This window comes from Adhaeribacter aerolatus, assembly GCF_007991635.1.
GTDB lineage: Bacteria > Bacteroidota > Bacteroidia > Cytophagales > Hymenobacteraceae > Adhaeribacter > Adhaeribacter aerolatus.
Genome location: NZ_BJYS01000027.1, coordinates 90,589 through 111,074 on the forward strand (window position 1 = coordinate 90,589; position 20,486 = coordinate 111,074).

The 20,486-nt window shown below is 43.4% G+C and carries 20 protein-coding genes; 12 read left to right on the forward strand and 8 right to left on the reverse strand.

The window, feature by feature from the left end:
* Positions 1 to 132: 132 nt before the first annotated feature.
* Positions 133 to 2,760: a valine--tRNA ligase gene (locus tag AAE02nite_RS17620; RefSeq protein WP_146900648.1), complete on the reverse strand. Its 2,628-nt coding sequence runs from the start codon at positions 2,758 to 2,760 to the stop codon at positions 133 to 135.
* A 130-nt stretch (positions 2,761 to 2,890) separates the two neighbouring features.
* On the opposite strand from AAE02nite_RS17620, the gene AAE02nite_RS17625 reads away from it, so the two are divergent.
* Complete coding sequence (locus AAE02nite_RS17625) at positions 2,891 to 3,202, forward strand: hypothetical protein (protein ID WP_146900651.1); 312 nt, start codon at positions 2,891 to 2,893, stop codon at positions 3,200 to 3,202.
* A gap of 337 nt (positions 3,203 to 3,539) precedes the next feature.
* On the opposite strand, the gene AAE02nite_RS17630 is transcribed toward AAE02nite_RS17625, so the two are convergent.
* Complete coding sequence (locus AAE02nite_RS17630) at positions 3,540 to 3,890, reverse strand: 4Fe-4S dicluster domain-containing protein (RefSeq protein WP_146900654.1); 351 nt, start codon at positions 3,888 to 3,890, stop codon at positions 3,540 to 3,542.
* 111 nt (positions 3,891 to 4,001) lie between these two features.
* Between AAE02nite_RS17630 and AAE02nite_RS17635 the strand changes: the two genes are divergently transcribed.
* The 11 genes from AAE02nite_RS17635 (at position 4,002) to AAE02nite_RS17685 (ending at position 14,049) form a co-directional block, all read left to right on the forward strand.
* Complete coding sequence (locus AAE02nite_RS17635; protein ID WP_146900657.1) at positions 4,002 to 5,012, forward strand: aldehyde dehydrogenase family protein; 1,011 nt, start codon at positions 4,002 to 4,004, stop codon at positions 5,010 to 5,012.
* Between the two features lie 382 nt (positions 5,013 to 5,394).
* On the forward strand, positions 5,395 to 6,666 hold the full coding sequence (locus tag AAE02nite_RS17640; RefSeq protein ID WP_146900660.1) for a M20 family metallopeptidase: 1,272 nt from the start codon (positions 5,395 to 5,397) through the stop codon (positions 6,664 to 6,666).
* Complete coding sequence (locus tag AAE02nite_RS17645) at positions 6,667 to 7,308, forward strand: trimeric intracellular cation channel family protein (protein WP_146900663.1); 642 nt, start codon at positions 6,667 to 6,669, stop codon at positions 7,306 to 7,308.
* Between the two features lie 399 nt (positions 7,309 to 7,707).
* Positions 7,708 to 10,017 (forward strand): putative monovalent cation/H+ antiporter subunit A, encoded by a 2,310-nt coding sequence (locus AAE02nite_RS17650; protein ID WP_146900666.1) that lies wholly within the window; start codon positions 7,708 to 7,710, stop codon positions 10,015 to 10,017.
* The gene (locus AAE02nite_RS17655; RefSeq protein WP_146900669.1) at positions 10,014 to 10,424 is read left to right on the forward strand and encodes a Na+/H+ antiporter subunit B; all 411 of its coding nucleotides are present in this window, start codon (positions 10,014 to 10,016) and stop codon (positions 10,422 to 10,424) included. The genes AAE02nite_RS17650 and AAE02nite_RS17655 overlap by 4 nt, the downstream gene beginning before the upstream one ends.
* Position 10,425: 1 nt before the next feature.
* The gene (locus AAE02nite_RS17660; protein WP_146900672.1) at positions 10,426 to 10,788 is read left to right on the forward strand and encodes a Na+/H+ antiporter subunit C; all 363 of its coding nucleotides are present in this window, start codon (positions 10,426 to 10,428) and stop codon (positions 10,786 to 10,788) included.
* Positions 10,778 to 12,307 carry a proton-conducting transporter transmembrane domain-containing protein gene (locus AAE02nite_RS17665; RefSeq protein WP_146900676.1) on the forward strand — a complete coding sequence of 510 codons (1,530 nt, stop codon included), beginning with the start codon at positions 10,778 to 10,780 and terminating at the stop codon, positions 12,305 to 12,307. Before AAE02nite_RS17660 ends, AAE02nite_RS17665 begins: the two co-directional genes overlap by 11 nt.
* Positions 12,304 to 12,783, forward strand: coding sequence for a Na+/H+ antiporter subunit E (locus tag AAE02nite_RS17670; protein ID WP_218033517.1), 480 nt, complete (start codon positions 12,304 to 12,306; stop codon positions 12,781 to 12,783). The genes AAE02nite_RS17665 and AAE02nite_RS17670 overlap by 4 nt, the downstream gene beginning before the upstream one ends.
* A 2-nt stretch (positions 12,784 to 12,785) precedes the next feature.
* Positions 12,786 to 13,061 carry a cation:proton antiporter gene (locus tag AAE02nite_RS17675; protein WP_146900680.1) on the forward strand — a complete coding sequence of 92 codons (276 nt, stop codon included), beginning with the start codon at positions 12,786 to 12,788 and terminating at the stop codon, positions 13,059 to 13,061.
* Positions 13,054 to 13,443: a monovalent cation/H(+) antiporter subunit G gene (gene mnhG / locus AAE02nite_RS17680; protein ID WP_146900684.1), complete on the forward strand. Its 390-nt coding sequence runs from the start codon at positions 13,054 to 13,056 to the stop codon at positions 13,441 to 13,443. Before AAE02nite_RS17675 ends, mnhG begins: the two co-directional genes overlap by 8 nt.
* Before the next feature lie 321 nt (positions 13,444 to 13,764).
* The gene (locus AAE02nite_RS17685; RefSeq protein WP_146900688.1) at positions 13,765 to 14,049 is read left to right on the forward strand and encodes a hypothetical protein; all 285 of its coding nucleotides are present in this window, start codon (positions 13,765 to 13,767) and stop codon (positions 14,047 to 14,049) included.
* Positions 14,050 to 14,072: 23 nt separating this feature from the next.
* Here AAE02nite_RS17685 and AAE02nite_RS17690 read toward each other — a convergent pair whose 3' ends face one another.
* From AAE02nite_RS17690 to pyrF, 6 genes are all read right to left on the reverse strand, one after another.
* Positions 14,073 to 14,954, reverse strand: a complete 882-nt coding sequence (locus AAE02nite_RS17690) for a nucleoside phosphorylase (protein WP_146900691.1) — start codon at positions 14,952 to 14,954, stop codon at positions 14,073 to 14,075.
* A 91-nt stretch (positions 14,955 to 15,045) separates the two neighbouring features.
* The gene (trhO, locus tag AAE02nite_RS17695; protein WP_146900694.1) at positions 15,046 to 15,996 is read right to left on the reverse strand and encodes an oxygen-dependent tRNA uridine(34) hydroxylase TrhO; all 951 of its coding nucleotides are present in this window, start codon (positions 15,994 to 15,996) and stop codon (positions 15,046 to 15,048) included.
* A 231-nt stretch (positions 15,997 to 16,227) separates the two neighbouring features.
* On the reverse strand, positions 16,228 to 16,860 hold the full coding sequence (locus tag AAE02nite_RS17700; protein WP_146900697.1) for a NeuD/PglB/VioB family sugar acetyltransferase: 633 nt from the start codon (positions 16,858 to 16,860) through the stop codon (positions 16,228 to 16,230).
* Positions 16,861 to 16,901: 41 nt separating this feature from the next.
* Positions 16,902 to 18,176: a hypothetical protein gene (locus AAE02nite_RS17705; protein ID WP_146900701.1), complete on the reverse strand. Its 1,275-nt coding sequence runs from the start codon at positions 18,174 to 18,176 to the stop codon at positions 16,902 to 16,904.
* Entirely contained in the window at positions 18,173 to 19,465 is a 1,293-nt protein-coding gene (locus AAE02nite_RS17710) for a DUF2851 family protein (protein WP_170252633.1), read from the reverse strand. The genes AAE02nite_RS17705 and AAE02nite_RS17710 overlap by 4 nt, the downstream gene beginning before the upstream one ends.
* 37 nt (positions 19,466 to 19,502) lie before the next feature.
* Entirely contained in the window at positions 19,503 to 20,330 is an 828-nt protein-coding gene (gene pyrF, locus AAE02nite_RS17715; RefSeq protein ID WP_146900707.1) for an orotidine-5'-phosphate decarboxylase, read from the reverse strand.
* Positions 20,331 to 20,486 lie beyond the last annotated feature (156 nt).

The following is a 20,486-nucleotide window of genomic DNA, read 5'->3' on the forward strand; positions in this document are numbered from 1 at the left end:
TACCAATTATAGAAGTTGGTATAAGCAAGTTGGAAACCTCCAACCTTAACGGAACGGTTTAGTAAGAACTAAAAAGCCTGAATAGAAAAAAAATCTCTATTCAGGCTTTATGTATTTAAATAAATACAGTCTTTACCCAATAGCCGCTAAGCTTTGCTCCAAAGCTTTTATTTTAGCTTCAGCATCCGCTTTCTTCTGCCATTCTTTTTCCAGCACCACTGGCGGGGCGCCATTTACAAAGCGCTCATTGCTTAACTTTTTATCTACCGAAGCCAGAAACCCCTTGGTGTATTCCAGTTCTTTTTGCAGGCGCTCCCGCTCCACTTCCGGGTCAACGGCACCTTCCATCGGTATAAAAAATTCGTTACCTCCAATCACAAAGTTTAGGCTCCCTTCCGGTCCTTCGTTTACATAGCTGATTTCAGTCAGGTTAGCCAGCTTTTGGATTAAAGGCTCGAACGGTGCCAATAAGGCTTGCTCCTGGGATTTAATGGCTAAGTTTAACGCTTTGGTTTGCGGAATGTTTTTAGAATTCCGAACGTTGCGAATACCCGCAATAATATCCTGGGCTTTGTCCATCCGCTCCAGCAAAATAGAATCGGCAGTACCTGCCATTGGCCAAGGTGCTACAATTAAATAATCTTTGTCGCCGCGTTCTTTAATATCCTGCCAGATTTCTTCGGTAATAAAAGGCATAAACGGATGCAGCAATTTCAGTAGATTTTCCAGGTAATTAAGGGTAGTGTCCAGCGTAGCTTTATCAATCGGGCTCTGGTAAGCCGGTTTTATCATTTCGAGGTACGAGGAGCAGAAATCATCCCATACCAGCTTGTAAACGGCCATGAGCGCATCCGATATCCGGAACTTGGAAAAGTGATCTTCTATTTGCTCGAAAGCCACATTAAACCTGGCAGCAAACCAATTGATAGCCAGTTCGTTCGGATTCGGAATGTTCTCATCAACCTGCCAGCCTTTAATCAGACGGTAAGCATTCCAGATTTTATTACTGAAGTTACGGCCTTGTTCGCATAGCTTTTCGTCGAAGAGCAAATCGTTACCGGCTGGCGAACTAAACAACATACCGGTTCTAACGCCATCGGCGCCGTACTGGTCAATCAACCCTAAAGCATCCGGCGAATTACCCAGCGATTTCGACATTTTCCGGCCCAATTTATCACGTACAATACCCGTCAGGTACACGTTGCGGAACGGTACCTCTTTGCGGTATTCCAAACCAGCCATAATCATACGGGCCACCCAGAAGAACAATATTTCGGGGGCGGTTACCAGGTCATTAGTAGGGTAATAATATTGGATATCGGCGTTATCGGGGTCTTTAAAGCCGTCGAATACCGAGATAGGCCACAACCACGACGAGAACCAGGTATCGAGTACGTCTTCGTCCTGCCGCAAATCCGAGAGCGTTAGATCTGCATTGCCGGTTTTTTCTTTGGCTTGGGCCAAAGCATCTTCCGCATTAAGGGCTACCACGTAAGAGCCATTTGGCAGGTAATAAGCCGGAATGCGTTGGCCCCACCACAACTGCCGCGAAATACACCAATCCCGGATATTTTCCATCCAGGAACGGTACATATTTTTAAACTTAGGCGGGTGCAGGCGAATGGTATCATCCATTACCACGTTCAGGGCCGGGTCGCGCAACTGTTCCATGCGCAGAAACCACTGCATCGAAAGTTTTGGCTCAATTACCGCATCGGTTCGCTCCGAAAAACCAACATTATTGGTCAGGTCTTTTGTGTTTACCAAACGCCCTTTTTCTTCCAGCTCTTTGGCAATTTTTTTTCTTACTACAAACCGGTCTTCGCCTACGTACAGCTGCGCATTGCTGTTGAGCGTTCCATCGTCGTTCAGAATATCGATTACCGGTAAATTATGCTTAACACCCAGTTCGTAATCGTTCAGGTCATGGGCCGGGGTTACTTTCAGGCAGCCGGTTCCAAACTCCATGTCCACGTACTCATCAAAAATAATCGGAATCGGCCGGTTAACTAAAGGTACCAAGGCCTGCTTCCCTTTCAGATGCTGGTAGCGGGTATCGTTGGGGTTAATACAAATAGCGGTATCACCCAGAATGGTTTCGGGCCGGGTGGTAGCTATGGTGATATAATTCTCGTCCTCACCGGCTATCTGGTAATTTATATAGTACAGCTTGGAGTTTACCTGCTTGTAAATAACTTCTTCATCGGAAAGCGCCGTTTTCCCCTGCGGATCCCAGTTTACCATGCGCACTCCCCGGTAAATATGTCCTTTGCGGAATAAATCTACAAACACCTGAATTACCGCGCTGCTCATTTCGGGCTCCATGGTAAAGCGGGTGCGATCCCAGTCGCAGGAAGCGCCTAATTTTTTAAGTTGCTCCAGAATTATACCGCCGTACTTTTCTTTCCATTCCCAGGCATATTTCAGAAATTCTTCCCGGCCAATATCTTTTTTAGAAATACCTTTTTCCTTTAGCATGGCCACTACCCTAGCTTCAGTCGCAATAGAAGCGTGGTCGGTACCAGGGACCCAGCAGGCTTCTTTTCCCTGCATCCGGGCGCGGCGCACCAATATATCCTGAATGGTATTATTGAGCATGTGGCCCATGTGCAAAACGCCGGTAACGTTAGGCGGCGGAATTACCACGGTATAGGGCTCTTTTCTGGAGTTCGGTTTAGAGCGGAAAAAGCCCTTCTGCTGCCAGTTAGTGTACCACTTCTCTTCTACTTCTTTCGGATTATAGGTTTTAGAAATTGCCATTGGGGTTCAACATATAAGTTTGCAAAAGTAAGGAATATTGCGGTAGCTTGAAAATTATTACCTCCAACCCATTTTCTAAAGCAACTATAATTATATTTATGAAATTATATATACTAAAGATCAAAAAGTCATGAAGCTATTTAAATTTCTATTAATATTAATTTTGGTTGGCATTATTCCTTTAGCCTGTTGCACCAATCAGGATGGTCCTTATAAACTGGAATTATCAAGTGTGCATCTTCAAAAAAACATGAATAGCGCTAATTATGCAGATTGGTTAATTGAAAACGACGTTTATAAAGAAGATACCTTAAAGATTTATTTAGTTTTCTATTATGAATTACTCTCTCAGGTAACACCTTCTTTTAGCCTAACGCCGTTTGCTATGGCTACAAGCTGTGGAGACCCATATTTTAGAGATTTAAAAGATAAAATTAACTAAATTGAAATAAGCAGTGATACAATATTTAACAACATTGCTGCTGGAAATAGCTTAAACAATAAAGTAAAGTTTTATAATTCTGTATCTAAATCGTTTTTAGGAATTGATGAACTGATTAAAATATATAATACCAAATATGGAGATGAAGCTATTTCCAGTGATGTTCAGCATCTTTATATAGTTGAAAAACCAGAAAGTCGGCAAAGACATAAGTTTAAGGTTACCATTGATTATGAAAGTGGAAAACAACAAGTAGCAGAAACACCTCGCATCTATTGGCAATAACAAAAAAGCCTGTTCCGGAACAGAACAGGCTTCATATATTTTTGGTTTTTGATTACACTTCGGCGTGTAACCATTGTTTTTTAGCCAAAAGCTCTTCTTCTGTTTCGCGATAGTCGGGGTCATCGACGCAGCAATCTACCGGGCAGACTGCCGCACACTGCGGCTCCTCGTGAAAACCGGTACACTCGGTACACTTATCCGAAACAATGTAATAATATTCTTCAGAAATGGGATTTTGTGGGGCATTACCAGCCACAATCTCACCACCGTCAATTTCCACTTCGGTTAACGCTGTACCACCGCCCCAGGTCCAGGCCACACCACCTTCGTAAATAGCAGTGTTCGGGCACTCTGGTTCACATGCGCCGCAGTTAATACATTCGTCCGTGATCATTATAGCCATTATCGTATCTCCTATATATTTTTATTATTTTTGTATGCCAAAAATTTTCGGCAAAAGTAGAAACAATCCGTAACACATCAAATATTTCCTTCTAATAAGTTTAAATAAACCATGACTCTACCAGAACGTATTGCCGCTTTTGTGTCGCTCGGCGAAGAATTAAAAAACCTGACACCGGAGCAAAAGCTCCAAATTAGGGAACGGGCCGGCAATGGTAATCCCTGGTTCGACGAAAGGAATATTACTAATGCCTTTAACGGAATAATTTACCTATTGGATAAGGAAAACCTCGAGGATTGGCTTTTTGTTTACGATTTGGAAAATATTACCCCGAAAAATGTGGGCGTTATTATGGCCGGCAATATTCCCATGGTGGGCTTTCACGACTTTTTAACGGTCCTGATTTCGGGACATTATTTGTATGCCAAACTCAGCAGCGAAGATACTTTTCTGATGAAAATGCTGGCCGAACGCCTGGTAAAAATTGAGCCGCGATTTGCCGAGCGGATACAATTTGTAGCGTTGCTGAAAGAAGCCGATGCCATTATTGCTACCGGTTCTGATAACACCGCCCGGTATTTTGAATATTATTTTTCGAAAAAGCCACATATCATCCGGAAAAACCGCACGAGCCTGGGCATCCTGTCCGGCAACGAAACACCCGAAGATTTCCGGGCATTGGGCGAAGATATTTTCACCTATTATGGACTGGGTTGCCGCAACGTATCAAAATTACTGGTACCCGAAAATTATTCTTTTACCGGTTTTTACGAAGCTATAGAGCCTTTTAAATACATCCTGGACCACAACAAGTACCAGAATAATTACGATTACAACAAATCTATTTTGCTGGTAAACCGCGCCCCGCACTTAGATAACGGTTTTTTACTCCTGAGCGAAAGCGACCAACTGGTATCGCCGATTAGTGTATTATTTTACGGAACTTACGCGAATGCCGACGATCTGAAAAATCAATTAGTGGCAGTAAAAGACAAAACCCAGGCCGTGGTTTCGGTCGGTGCCTGGTACCCCAACAGTATCGCTTTTGGGCAAGCACAGTGCCCCGCCGTTTGGGATTATGCCGATGGCGTAGATACGTTGGCCTTCCTTAGCAAACTTTAAAGACTAAGGTTCTGCCGGCTGGATTAGGTAAAACACGAAGACCTCAATACTGGCTTTTGCCTGGAAATAAACACATTTTTTTATCCAAAAAACCTTTTCTTTTTTCTACAGTTAAATAGAAACAAGTTGCTTAGGGTGCTTTCTTTAAAAAGTCTTTTTAACGCCTTTTTAGCTAAAAAATAAGTAAAACCCGTGGTATCAGGACGATGTTACGATAAATTTTCAGGAGCCATTCTGAGGAGGCGCGGCCACCGGCTATGCGCATAACTTGGTTAAGAGTGGTGGGTTGCTGATATCTAAAACCTAATAAAAGGAAGAATCGTTTGCCTTCCTGATAAGGAAGGGCAATAGCAATGAAGGTAATGCTTAAATAGCGAGCATCATGACCATTACACAAATCAACGCCCTCAATGCTGAAATGGACAGCGCTCTTGAAGCGATGCTTCCGGAGATGGAAGAAATCTATAAAGACCTTCATCGCAATCCCGAACTCTCGATGCAGGAAGTGCGTACGGCCCGGATTGCGGCCGACTACCTGAAAAAATATAATTGGGAAGTAACAGCCGGTATAGGCGTTACAGGTGTATTAGGTCTCCTAAATAACGGGGAAGGGCCAACTGTAATGCTGCGTGCTGATATGGATGCGTTACCGGTTACAGAGGCTACTGGATTGCCTTATGCCAGTACAGTAAGGGCTGTAGATGAAGATGGAACTGAAGTAGGTGTTTCGCACGTTTGCGGCCACGATTTTCATGTAACCTGGTTAATGGGAACCGCCCGGCTATTGGCCGAGCATAAAAACCTGTGGAGCGGAACGATTCTCGCCGTTTTCCAACCGGGCGAAGAAGTGGGCCGCGGTGCGAAAGCGATGATAGATGATGGCATGATGACCCGTTTTCCGAAGCCGGATATTATACTAGGGCAGCATGTGATGGTAGGTATTGCCGGATATGTGGGACATCGCAGCGGCGCAATTCTGGCTGGTGGCGATAGCCTGAAGGTGCAAATATTTGGCCGCGGCTCGCACGGTTCACAACCCCAAACTGCCATTGATCCGGTAATTATGGCGGCCGCTACTACCATCCGTTTGCAGACAATTGTATCGCGGGAGATTGACCCGAATGATAGTGCGGTGCTAACGGTAGGCGCCCTACAAGCCGGCACCAAGGAAAATATTATTCCGGATGACGCTACGCTTAAACTCAACATCCGTACTTTTGATGAGGATGTACGCAACCATATTATGGCTGCTGTAAAACGGGTTTGCTGCGCCGAGTGCCAGGCCTCCAATGCGCCGCAGGAACCGGAGTTTTCGACCCTGAGCCATTACCCTTTAACCGTAAACGATGCGGAGGCAACCGCCAAAGTTGCAGTAGCTTTCGAGGCCCAATTTGGTGATCGTTCTTACGAAACGCCCCGCAAATCGGCAAGTGAAGATTTTAGCGTTTTCGGCCGCGCCTGGCAGGTGCCTTATGTATTTTGGTTTGTAGGCGGTACCGATAAAGCTACCTTTCTGGAAGCGCAGAAAAACAAAGCCATTAACACCATTCCCAGCAATCATTCACCTAAGTTTGCTCCGGTACTGCACCCCACCTTAAAAACCGGGTTTGTAACCATGATAACCGCCGCCGCTGTTTGGCTAAACGCACACTAGATGATAAGTGAATCGTATAATATTTACCCATTGCTGGATCTGATGGGGACTTTTATATTTGCGCTGAGCGGGGCAGTTGCCGCGAGAAAAAAGGGGCTTGATATTTTTGGCATTTTTTCTATTGCCTTTACTGTAGCCTGTGGCGGGGGCATTATTCGCGACTTGTGTATTGGCGCTATCCCTCCGGCCGGTTTAACCAATTGGCTTTACTTAGTGATGGTACTGGCGGCTACCCTGATCGGTATTGTTTTTAATCGCACCGTGAATATTTTAAATCATCCGGTATTGGTATTCGATGCCGTGGGACTATCAGTTTTTGCCGTTTCCGGAGCGCGTAAAGCCATTGTCTTCGAGCATAATTATGAAGTCGCCATTCTGCTTGGAATAGTTACGGCCGTTGGGGGTGGAGTGATCCGGGACATATTGCTAGACCGGGTTCCGGTTATATTAAGAAAAGAAATTTACGCATCAGCCGCAATGGTAGGCGCAACAATTGTGGTAATAGGAGAATATTTACATTATTCTTTAGAAACCGTTTCGGTAGTAGCAATAGTAGTTTGTTTTGGTTTACGCTTCTTAGGCCTGCATTTTCATTGGAACCTTCCCTCTTTTCCGGATAAAGAATCCGAAAAAGATAAATAATACTTCTCTCGGATTGTAGTATTCCGCTTCGTTTTTAGACCCGGCAAGCTTTTCCGAACCGCTGAATAAGTGCGGTGGAAATAGTTATACCCTACCCGTAGTAAAAGCCAGGCAACTATTCGCGGCAGATGGAGTGAAATTAAAATTCTTTAGCATTATGATTAAAATTAACATTCCATTTTTTTGGATTACGTATAGGGTTTTGAAGCTTTTATGAAGAACATCATTATTAGCAACATAAAAGCAAACGCAAAGCCATCAGGTTTTAGTATTTTATATAACTGGCTAAGATTTTTTGTATTACCACAGGCCAGGCGAGCTGGGCTAATTTTCATTTAGTGTATTTATAAATAATGATTTGCGGGCAATATTGCGCTTGCCGGTCCTAAATTATCATGCATGTTATTAGCTGTACTTTCCGGATTTATCATAGCTTGCTTTGTTCCGCTTTTGGGGAAACAGTTGCGTGGAAAATGGTCCTTAATCATGACCGCGCTCCCGCTAAGCCTGTTTATTTATTTCCTAACCTTTATTAATCCGGTATCCCGCCAGCAAAAATTATTTTTTTCCTATAACTGGGTGCCTTCCATGGGCATTAATTTCGATTTTCTAGTCGACGGGTTATCTCTACTTTTTGCCCTGATGATAACCGGTATAGGGGCTTTGGTCTTTTTATATACGTCAGCCTATATGCAGGGAGACCGTTATCTGGACCGGTTTTATGGATACCTCTGCTTATTTATGGGGGCCATGCTGGGAATGGTTTTGTCGGATAATATCTTTACCCTGTTTGTGTTTTGGGAATTAACAAGTATCAGTTCTTTTTTTCTCATCGGGTATAATAATGAAAGTAAAGCATCCCGGAAATCAGCTTTAATCTCGCTTACTGTTACGGGCTTAGGCGGGTTCTTTTTGTTGGCAGCTTTCGCGCTTATCGGAAATATTACCGGCACTTACTCTATTAATGAGATGATTGGCTCGGCAGCGGTATTGAAAGCGCACGAGCTGTATTTATTAATTATTATTTTTCTTTTTATTGCCGCCTTTTCTAAATCTGCCCAGTTTCCGCTGCACTTTTGGTTGCCCGGCGCCATGAAAGCCCCCACACCTGTTTCCACGTACCTGCATTCCGCCACCATGGTGAAGGCCGGTATTTATTTGCTGGCCAGGTTTACCCCGGTATTAGGGGGTGTGCTGGTATGGAATAATACTTTAACCATTGTGGGTGGCTTTACCATGGTTTATGCCGCCTTTCACTCCATCTTTAAAAAAGACCTGAAGGAAATTCTGGCCTTCTCTACCATTTCGGCGCTGGGCATGTTGGTGTTTTTATTAGGCTTGGGCACATCTGAGGCGCTACTGGCTGCCACTGTTTACATTGTAGTACACGCATTATATAAAGCCGGTTTGTTTCTGGTTACTGGCATAATAGATCATGAAACCGGTACAAGAAAAATATTCAAGTTATCTGGCTTAAGAAAAGTGATGATGCCGGTGGCTATAGCAGGATTATTGGCCATGATATCTAACGCAGGTATTCCACCCAGTTTTGGTTTTATAGGTAAAGACCTGATTTATGAGTCTGCCTTGCAATTAAATATGAATGCAACTGTTTTAACGGCAGTAGCCGTATTAGCCAATACATTGCTGCTATACGCCAGTATTCTGGTAGGTATCAAGCCTTTTGCGGGGCCCTTACCAGATACTTATAAAGAGGTGCATTTACCTGATTGGCGCCTGTGGGTGCCTCCGCTGTTCTTGGGCGCTGTTGGTATAATCCTGGGTTTGTTTCCTGTTATCGTGGAAGGAGGCATCATCACGCCGGCGCTTCTTTCTATGCATCCAACAGCACCCAAAATTCACCTGAAGCTATGGCATGGGTTTAATTTAGTACTGGGGTTGAGCGCAGTAACCATAATGGGCGGCCTGCTGTTGTATTTTTCATTAAAGCCTTCCATCCGGCACGAAGTCTGGTTGGCGAAGTTCAATAAATTATCTCCGCAAAATTTAGCCATTTACCTCAGTCGAAAATTCAGAGACTTTGCCGGGCTGTGGACACGACTGCTGCAGAATGGCTACGTACGCATCTATGTACTGGTCATTATCTCTTTCCTGACCGCCTTACTGGCCTACCAATCCTTTACCCAGGTTAGGTTTTATGTAGATCCGGCAAAAATATCGCCTTTAACCTCTGCTGAGATGGTGGTTATGCTTATTCTTATTACAGCTATCCTCTATTTGGTTTATACGCCATCGCGGCTGGCAGCGGTGGCGGCCATGGGTGTTATCGGTTATTGCATATGCCTGATTTTTGTTTTTTATAGCGCGCCGGATTTGGCCATGACCCAATTTGCGGTAGATACCTTAACCGTAATTCTTTTTGTTCTGGTACTCTACCGGCTTCCCAAATACATTACTTATTCCAACTGGTTAATAAGATTACGCGACGGACTGGTTGCTCTGTTTTTTGGTTTGCTTATAACCATATTGGGCCTAGAAGTACTAAATGAACCTACCAGTAAGGAAACCACTCAGTTTTTCGCAGAAAATTCTTATACCCTTGCCAAAGGAAAAAATGTAGTGAATGTAATTCTGGTGGATTACCGGGGAATAGATACCATGGTGGAAATAACCGTGTTAACCATTGCCGCCTTAGGCGTGTTTGCCCTGTTAAAGCTACAGCTAAACAAATACGACCAGGAATTATGAGACACTTAACCTTTAAAACCGCCACCAATTTTTTACTCCCCCTCCTGCTCCTGTTTTCCATTTTTATTTTGTTAAGAGGCCATTATTTGCCGGGCGGTGGTTTTGTAGGCGGTATTATAGCGGCCATTGCTTTTGTATTGCATGCCTTTGCCTTTGGTTTAAAAGATACCCGTAAACTTCTTAAAATAAAGCCCATGAGCCTAATGCCCGCCGGATTGGCCTTGGCCGTTTTCAGCGCTATTCTTCCCATCTTTCAGGGTTTGCCCATCATGACCGGCCTGTGGATGAATGAACCCATACCTGTAATTGGGTTGATAGGGACAGCTTTATTGTTTGACTTGGGGGTATACATTGTTGTACTGGGGGTGGCATTAACCATTATTTTCACCATTTCAGAATCGGTGTAGCATGGAAATAATTCTGGCAATAATTGTGGGCCTTCTTTATGCTTCGGGCATCTACCTGATGTTGCGCCGTAGTTTGGTAAAATTAGTGATTGGTCTTGTTTTGCTGGGAAATGGGGTGAACCTACTGATATTTTTATTAGGCGGGCTGGTTAAGGGCAAGCCACCTATCATTCCGCCAACCGATACGGTGTTAGGACAGATTTATGCCGACCCTGTACCCCAGGCTTTAATCCTGACCGCCATTGTCATCAGTTTTGGTTTGCAATCCTTTGCCATAGTTTTAATCAAGCGCACCTATATCGTATTAGATACCGACGATTTGGATCAAATACACTCAGCAGAAGAAGACGAAGATGACTATTAATCTGATCATATTACCGGTTTTGCTTCAATTTTTACTGGCTATTATTCTGTTGTTTTTCTGGACAAGAACGTCTATTCAAAAAATTATCAGTATTGCAGGCAGTATGTTCTCTATTTTGGTGGCAGTATTGTTGTTCAGCGCGGTTTATAATAATAAAATTATAACGATGCAGGCCGGCAACTGGGGGCCGCCTTTCGGTATCACCTTTGTGGCCGATACCTTCAGTACCACCATGGTGCTGCTGGCTTCCATCTCAGCTGCAGCGGTTACGGTTTTTTCATCGGTCACCATAAAAAAAGCCCGGATGAAATTTGGTTATTTTCCAAGTTTTCACTTCCTGCTAATGGGGTTGAACGGCGCATTTCTGACCGGTGACATCTTTAATTTATATGTCTGGTTCGAGGTGGTTATTCTTTCCTCTTTTGTATTTATTACCCTGGGCGGTAAAAAGGTTCAGATAGAAGGGGCTGTTAAGTACTTCACCCTTAATTTCCTGGCTTCCATGATTTTTCTTACGGCCATAGCTGTCTTATACGGACTGGCGGGAAGCCTGAACATGGCGGATCTGTCGGGTAAAATTCAAAACATCCAGAACCAGGGGCTGGTACAGGTAACCGCCGTTTTATTTCTGGTAGGTTTTGGTATTAAATCTGCCATGTTTCCACTGTATTTCTGGCTGCCGGATTCTTATCATACCCCCCAGGCAGCCATATCTGCCATCTTTGCCGGGCTGCTGACCAAAGTTGGAATATATGCTCTGTTACGTGTTTTCAGCCTGATCTTTATTCCGGACCTGTTTATGAAAAACTTGATAGTAATTTTGGCCGGGCTTACCCTTTTCAGCGGCGGGTTAGGGGCACTGGTGCAGGTAAATATGCGCAAAATGCTCTCTTATTTAATCGTTTGCCATATCGGATATATTATTGGCGGGTTGGGCATGTTTACGGTTGCTGCTTTGTCGGGCGCCATCTTTTACCTTATCCACGATATCATTATCAAAACCAATCTTTTCCTGGTGGCCGGCGTCATTTATAAAATAAATGGAGAGCTGAACATGAAACGCATGGGTGGCATTTATGCTAATTATCCGGCTTTATCCCTTTTAATGGCCATCCCGCTTTTCTCCCTCATCGGTGTACCGCCATTATCCGGCTTTTGGCCAAAAATCGATCTTTTTAAGGAGAGTTTTACTACCGCTAATTATTTCTTGCTGGGCTGTTTTATATTCGGAAGCGTTATAACCTTATTTGTCATCAGCAAGTTATGGTCCGAAGTTTTCTGGAAAAAAATGAAAAATCCAGTCCGGAAACCTTACATCAGATATTATGATGAGATGCCACAAAACCAAAAGGTGCTGCTAATCCTTCCTATAATCTTTCTGAGTTTAATATTGCTGTATATAGGATTAGGCGCCGAAAATATTTTTCAGTTGTCAAATAAAATTGCTACTGAGCTGATGGATACCACTGCTTATAAAAATGCTGTTTTAGGCACAACAAAAATCCATATAACGCCATGATGCAGAATAGATTTCTCCTGAATGTTGTATTAACACTGATATGGATGGCGCTTACAGGTGCCTTTACCTACATCAATATCTTTATCGGCTTTGTAATAAGCTTTTTTATTCTCTGGGTCATTAGCAGAAACAGTGAAGACAATCGTTATTTTACCATAGCATTTAAAATTGTGGGGTTTTTCTTTTTCTTTTTATGGGAAATGCTTAAAGCAAACTGGCAGGTAGCGTACGAAGTCATGACCTCTCATCTTCATATGAAACCGGGCATTGTAAAAATAGAACTAGACGCAAAAACAGATCTTGAGATTACCCTGTTATCCAACCTTATTGCGCTTACACCGGGCACTTTGGTAGTGGATGTTTCTGATGACAGAAAAGTCATGTATGTGCATGGCATGTACCTGGAAGACAAAGCCAAATTTATTCAGTCCATAAAATTAGGACTGGAGAAACCATTGCTTGATATTATGCGCTAGTTATGAACTTACACAATTATTTGTTATATTTTATTCTGCCGGTACTGTCACTCGCTACCATTTTGGTCTTTATTCGTTTTATAAAAGGCCCCAACATTGGCGACAGAATAATTTCGCTGGATTTAATGGTAACTATCGGGATTGGAGCCATTGCGGTTTACAGTATGTTAACCGGACAGTCTACCTTTTTAGATATTGCTATGGTGGTGGCTTTAATCGGATTTTTATCAACGGTGGCTTTTTCTTACTACCTGCAAAAAAGGAACAACAATGATTAATGGCATTATCATATTATTCTCTGGCATTGGTGCTATTGCCATCTTACTGGCCTCTATCGGGATGCTGCGTATGCCTGATCTTTACCTGCGGTTATCGGTAACCACAAAAGCGGCTACCCTAGGCGTAGGAATGATTTTATTAAGCGCTGCTCTTTTTTTTCAAAATGTTGGCGTAACCTCCCGTGTATTGGCCATAATATTTTTTATTACGGTAACGGCTCCTGTTAGTGCACAGCTTATTGGCCGGGCAGCTTACCTTATTAAAACTAAAATGTGGCAGCATACCATTATCGACGAACTGGATGGCATGTACAATAGCACAACTAATACTTTGCACAGCATTGAACCACCGGATGAAGATGCCCCAATAATTGAAAAGTAGCGGCTGCCCAGATTCATTTAGAAAGCGTAAATTCATTTTTAGCAATTATTCGAAAAAAAAGGTGTGTCTTTACAAATGGGCGGGTTTAAATAACTCAAAAAGCCGAAAAAGAGGTGTTGGTGGCCATACTCATGAGAAAAAAGCAGGTGCCGTTCACGACGTTTAAATATCTATAAAGCATTGATCGGCGAAAAATTTCTCTTGGTATTTTTAAAACAAAAGTCTAACCACTATTGCTTTAATCTGTTTTACTTCCTTCAATATTTTTCGTATTAGGATTATGAAACAGACAAAATTTTAATACAACATGCAATGGAACACATGACTTATGTTACTGTAGAAAAAGAGCAAATACCTGCCTTAAAGTTTAGGAATACCGATGTACTTACCAATTTGCATGAACGCAAGCAACGGATGCACCATGTATCGCGGGCTACTGTTTTGGGTAATGGCTACCACGGCAAAGTAGAAATATTTTTTGAAACGGCCGACGGCGAACCCAAGCGGGTAGTTACCACTATCTGGGATTGCGACCAGGAGCATCTTATACTAAAATCCGGCGCCTGTATTCCGCTTCGGGCCGTTACCGGTATAGAATTTTATTAACCAGGTTTTAAGTATCCCGATTCTTAGCTGGTTAGTGCCAGCCGGTCCAGTGTCTTGCGAATTAAATCATCGATTACCTGATCCGTAGTCGGGTGAAAATTGTAGGAAAACCGGTTGGCTACAATGGCATTCAACGAAATTACTTCGTGTTCTAACATACGGCCGAGCGCGTACAAAGCGGCCGTTTCCATTTCAAAATTGGTTAGGATAAAGCCATCAATATTTTCTTCCATCACGGTAAATTTCTGCAACAGCGGCATCAGGTTTTCAATTTTTAAGCCCAGCCGTAATTCCCGGCCTTGTGGGGCATAAAAGCCCGGACACGTAACGGTATGGCCCGGCACCAGATCATAACCCAACTGCTCTCGTAGTATATCGGAGCCCCGCACGCAATACGGCTGAAAACCCAGATTTAAAGTTTGCTGTAACGCCTCACAGATGGTGGTTTCGTAACCAGTTTGCACCAGCGGATAAAAGTGCATCAAAGAATCTAAACCAATGGCGTACTCCGTAACCAAATGGCTGCCCAGCGGAATACTTTCCTGAATGGTACCGGAAGTACCGATGCGGATGATGTGCAGGTGAATTTTTTCTTCGTTTACGGTGCGGTTTACCAAATCAATATTTACCAGCGCATCCAGTTCGTTCAGCACAATATCAATATTGCCGGTACCAATGCCCGTAGATACTACGGTAATACGCTTGCCTTTATAATAACCCGTGTGGGTAATAAATTCGCGGCGTTGCACCTGTACCTCCATCGAATCAAAATACTGGCTTACCAAAGCTACCCGGTTGGGGTCGCCGACGGTAATAATGGTATCGGAAATATGTTCCGGAAGTAAATTGAGATGGTACACACTGCCATCGGGGTTTAAGATCAACTCAGATTCCGGAATTCTCATAGCTTTGAATTTTAGGTTAGTTAATTAAAAGAAACAAAAGGTGCCGAAAACAAGAGAGCATTTAAGTTATGCTTAAATGCTCTCTTGTTCTTTATTTTTTCTCTTTACGATACAACCCTTTAAAAGGGTTATAACCATTGGTTTCTTTTTGGTAATAACCGGTGCCATTGTAAGGCCGCTTTTCCGGATCGTGCTTGCAGGTATCAGAGCAGGCGCCTTCCATAGTAGCCCCACAGGCTTCGCACATGGGCACGTGAATATTGCAAGTCGGGTTCGCGCAGTTTACCATCCGGTCGCTGGGCTCCTGGCAAATATAGCAACGGGATATTACCTTGGGGTTCACCCGGTTTACGTCTACGGTCAGGCGGTTATCAAACACGTAACATTTGCCTTCAAAGTCTTCGCCACCTTCTTCCAGGCCGTATTTAATAATACCGCCGTGCAACTGGTATACATTCTGGAAGCCCTGCTCCAGCAAAAATGCGCTGGCTTTTTCGCACTTTACGCCGCCGGTGCAATAGGTAATAACTTTTTTATCTTTCAGCGGTTCTAATTCGGCCACTTTTTCCGGAAAATCCCGAAAGTTCTCGATATCTAAAGTCAGCGCATTTTTGAATTTGCCCACCAGGTGCTCGTAATCCGATCTTACATCCAGCAGTACTACGTCTTCCTGATCCTTCATTTTCTTGAAATCGGCCGGCGATAAGTGAATACCGGTTTTTTCCTGGGGAGCCAGGTGTTTTAAACTGGAATGCACAATTTCGGGCTTGTAACGCACGTGCAGTTTTGTAAATACGTGTTGCTCCGAAGGCTCCACTTTAAAATCAATGTCCTTAAACCGGGGATCGGCCTTTACAGTAGCCATGTATTTCTCGCAGTCTTCGCGTAAACCAGATACTGTTCCGTTCAGGCCTTCGGCGGCCACAATAATGCGGCCTAATAAATTCAGTTCCAGGCAAAGTAAATGGTGCTCTTCCCGGAAAGCTTCCGGATCAGCGATAGGCGAATAGCAATAGTAAAGCAGGATGCTGTAATCTTTCATAACGGGCTTAGTTTCAGGCTAAGTGTTTGGTTTAAATTTTGCGCAAAATTAATTTAAAATAAACATCTGCACAAAGATTAAAGTTTATCTGCCCTAAAAATCTAGGAAAGTATCTTTAAAGTATTTGCTGATTTTATAAAAATAAGCGGTGAACTTTAAAAGTCCGGATGAATAAATAAAAAAAGGTAGGCGCAATTGGTTACACCTACCTTTCTTTAAATGGAATATTTATTAAACCTTTTTAGCTGGGTTACCAAAAACAGTTTGGTTAGCGGGCACATCGGCAATAACTATGGCTCCCGCCCCTACACGTGCCTTTTTGCCAATTTTAACACCCGAAACTATAATAGCACCTGAGCCTACAAAAGCATCATCTTCTACTTTTGCGCCGGCATTAATAACAGCGCCTGCTCCTATCTGTACATTGTTGCCCACTTCGGCCTCGGCATCTATTACGGCCTTGGAATGAATAATACAGTTATCGCCAACTTTAGCATTGGCATTGATTACAGCACCGGCATTTATTAAAATGCCGTGCCCCAGCCAGGCATGCTCCGAAACCGAGGAAAAATTATGGATAGCATTAACCGGCACTACCTGGTATTCTTCTTTTAAGAGGGTAACCATGCTTTTGCGGGCGGCCGATTCTTCGGAAGCCACAAACACCTCGCACTTTTTACCCAATAGTTTCAGAAACTCCGGATCTTCGGTGCTGCTCATAACTGTAATATTATTTACTTCCTGCTGCTGTAGTTCCTGGTTATCTTCCAGAAAACAATACACCACCACATTATTACTCATAAAAACATCCAGCGCCATTTTGCCTAACTGCTGGGCTCCTACTATTATTACCGGATTTTGCATAATCTAAATTTTTAGCAAAGGTATTTATTAAAAACAGTCATTCAAATTAGCTTTCGGCCAAACCATTTGTACTGGACCACTAAAAGTAAAAATACCAGAAACGGCAAAACCGCTACCCGGTACCGAAATAAAGAGCCGATGTTAGGTGTAGACAAACCAATTAAAGCCGCTATAACTACCACGTAAATTAAAATTACTACCACTCCCAGATTCAGCCACCCGGTACCATTACGGAACAACCTGAACAACGCGGCAAATAACAGCAGGAGGATAAATAAATTTTCGAGCCCGGCGAGTAAGTAAAAGAAAGAATGGCCTTCCCAAATAAAAGGGCGCGTAATAACATGGAATACCGCAGCCGGACTATGACTAATAATACTACGCAAGTTTGGCTGTAAGTCCGGAAAAGAAACAAACGGCTTGCCAGCAGAACGTTCGGCTAAAACAACATTGCTGTTGATGAGTTGTTCTATAAAGTAATCTATTCGGATCGCCTCCTGCCAACCCGAAACAATTACGCCTCCGATTAGCGCTGTCAGACAAAAGAGAATAATCTTGTTACGCTTACTTTTAAAAATATTAAATCGCCTTTCTAAAAAGATAACAGCGCTATAAGCTAGCAGCAAAGCAAACACCAAAATGGCAAAATAAAACTTTATTTTCCAGAGCAGGTAGCCGGCAACTAGCACAAATAAAACATTTAGCCAAACCCGCCCGGATAAAGAATATACCAACCGCAACATAGCGGCAATCAACCAGCCCAAGCTACCTAAGTAAACGGCTTCTTTTGAAATGCCCGATGACCAGAAAACAACTGAAGGGAAAAATAAAAACGCGATAACAGCTGGTAAAAAAAACATGGAGTTAAGCCGGCCTAAAACTTTAACTAATTGGTAAAGACCCCAGAAAGAAAATAAGGAAAAGTAAAGGCCATTAAGAAAAATATGCCCGCCCGTCAGGAAGTTTAAAAAGCTGAGCAGCATGATTGTGAAATACGAATTAGAATACCAGTAAAAGGTCAAAGCGCTGCGGAGGGTTTCGCTCTCGAACTTTCGGGTAAGGAGCAGACGCACGTAACTGGCTGGACTCACCCGGGCGTACTCAGTTACTAAATTAGCCTGGTCCTGGAATACCTGAATATCGCCGCCCCCAAAGTAAACCTGGTAAAAAACACCTAAAAGGATGCCGCTGGTTATTTTTAAAACTAAAGCGGGTAATAAATATTTTTTTAAAGGTGATGCAAGCTCTCGTTGCCAGATCAGGTAACATAAACCGCCTACTACCAACACATTTAACAGGTAAAAGAAATAAGTCATGGGGCAGGTTTCTGCTTTTTTAAAATATAATGCCCAATACTGCACAATAAGCATTGGCGGGGTGCGCAATATTGCTGGTTTAATTGCAGAAAGGCCTGCGAATCCTGCGCCGATTTATTTCTAAAATTAAGCTGCTGGTAAATTTTGGTTATTGCATTGTGTTCCGCCGGAATATTTTCGAGCAAAGCTAAGGCCTTATCAATTAAATTCTGGTTATCTATAGACCGCGCGTAGGCGTACAGTAACGGAATAACGGTGTTGATGATGATAAGGTAGATACTATCTTTGCCGATACCGGCAACCGGCGTTTTAAGTGGCCGCGCGGGCATGTAGTGAGTTTGCCAGTAAGGGCTTACCGGTGCAGAGAAAAAATTAATAAAAGACGGAATAGTTTCCGATTCCAGCAAGGCCGAAAACAAATAATCTTTGTTATGTAAAAAGGCTGCGAGTTGGGCCAAGCGTACTGTGGGGAAATTAGCCGGCCGTAGCCGTAAAGAATTCCAGTCGGCTTTTTGCAAACCCGCTGGCAAGGCATATTTGTGCTTTAAATATCCGAATTCCTGCCGGAGTTTATCCAGGTATTCGTCCTGGCAATATTCTTCGGTTAAAAAGCCGGCTTGCCCAAACAACAACGCCTCCAGCTGAAATAGCTGCTGCCGATGCCGTCGCAAAATGGCGTAAGGCAAAGCTTTACTTAACCGATGGAAAGGTTCTTTGTTAATTTTAAATCCAAAATTCGCTGCTATCGCCTGGTAGGTAATTTCTTCCCAATGCTGGTTGTGGTGGCCCAACTGCTCCGTTAACAGGCTCCCCTTGTGCTCCAGGCGCTCCAGCAATACCCGATCCAGCATTTGCAACTTGGTTATTTCGGGTACTTCTGCCAGAAACGGGGTGCACGGAATTAAGTGCGGGTCACTTTTCAGGTTTAGGTACGTTTGCAGCAAGGCAGGAGCTACCCGGTTTTTAAGTTCTATCACCGGAATGGGCGTTCCGTCGGTGCGGTGTAATGGTTGATCGTTTTCCCAAACCACGTGCAGAATAACCTGGTCGTAGCGGGTATCCAGTTGGTGTTGGTGTTTTAGCCAGTCCGATGCTTTCAGGTGTATTTCTACGCTGCCGCTCCAGGTTTCCTGCCCAATTTTTACCTGCGCATCTAAAAAATCCGGACCCGCATTGGTGTTCCGGAAACCGGTTTTATAAACCTGCACGGCCTCCTGCGTAGCGGTACCTAAATCTTTTTTATCGAAATATTGATGCTGCCAGACGTAAACCAGGAAATCTTCTTTCATAAATACTAATACGGAACAGCCTAATTTAAATAAAATATTACACCGGCAGGTACTCGCCCAGGTAACGTTCCATTTCCTGCTGCATCCGCTGGGCTTCCAGGCGGGCCTGTTGGCCAAAATCAGTACCGTTGCCGGCATAGATAATATTCCGCGCCGAATTAACCAGAAGTCCGCATTGTTTATTCATACCCAAACGGCTGATTTCGGCTAAACTGCCGCCTTGGGCACCCACGCCGGGAACCAGTAAGAAATGTTCCGGCGCCAGGGCTCGCACACGTTCCAGATAATCGGTGCGGGTAGCGCCTACTACAAACATCAGTTGTTCCGGAGAGGCCCAGGTTTGGCTTTTCTGAATAACTGCCTCGAATAAATATCTATTTTTTTCGCCATTATAAGTTTGCAACTGAAAATCCTGGCTGCCGGGGTTAGAGGTAAGGGCCAGCAGAATGACCCACTTATCCGGTTTAATTAAAAACGGCTTCACCGAATCTTCGCCCATGTATGGCGCTACCGTAACCGAATCGAAATTAAAATAATCAAAAAAAGTTCGGGCATACAGTTCCGAGGTATTGCCAATATCGCCCCGCTTGGCATCGGCAATGGTAAATATATCTTCCGGAATATACTGCAGGGTTTTTTCTAAACTTTCCCAACCTTTCGGGCCTAAAGCTTCATAAAAGGCAATATTGGGTTTATAAGCCACGCATAAATCGGCAGTGGCATCTATGATAATTTTATTAAATTCAAAAATGGGGTCGGCCGTATTTAATAAATGCGACGGAATTTTTTTAAGGTCGGCATCCAAGCCCACACACAGGTAAGATTTTTTGGTTTGAATATTCCGGAAGAGTTCTTCTTTGGTCATGGCTAGCTTTTGGGTTTACAAAACTAGCTTTATTCTGGTTTTTTACCAGTTAAAATTATTCTTGAATCCTAAATTCACCTTTTTAAAATTACGAAAAGGTTTGGGTTGGTAGCGCAACCGTGGGTATTATTACTTTAACTTTACCCCCATTACAAA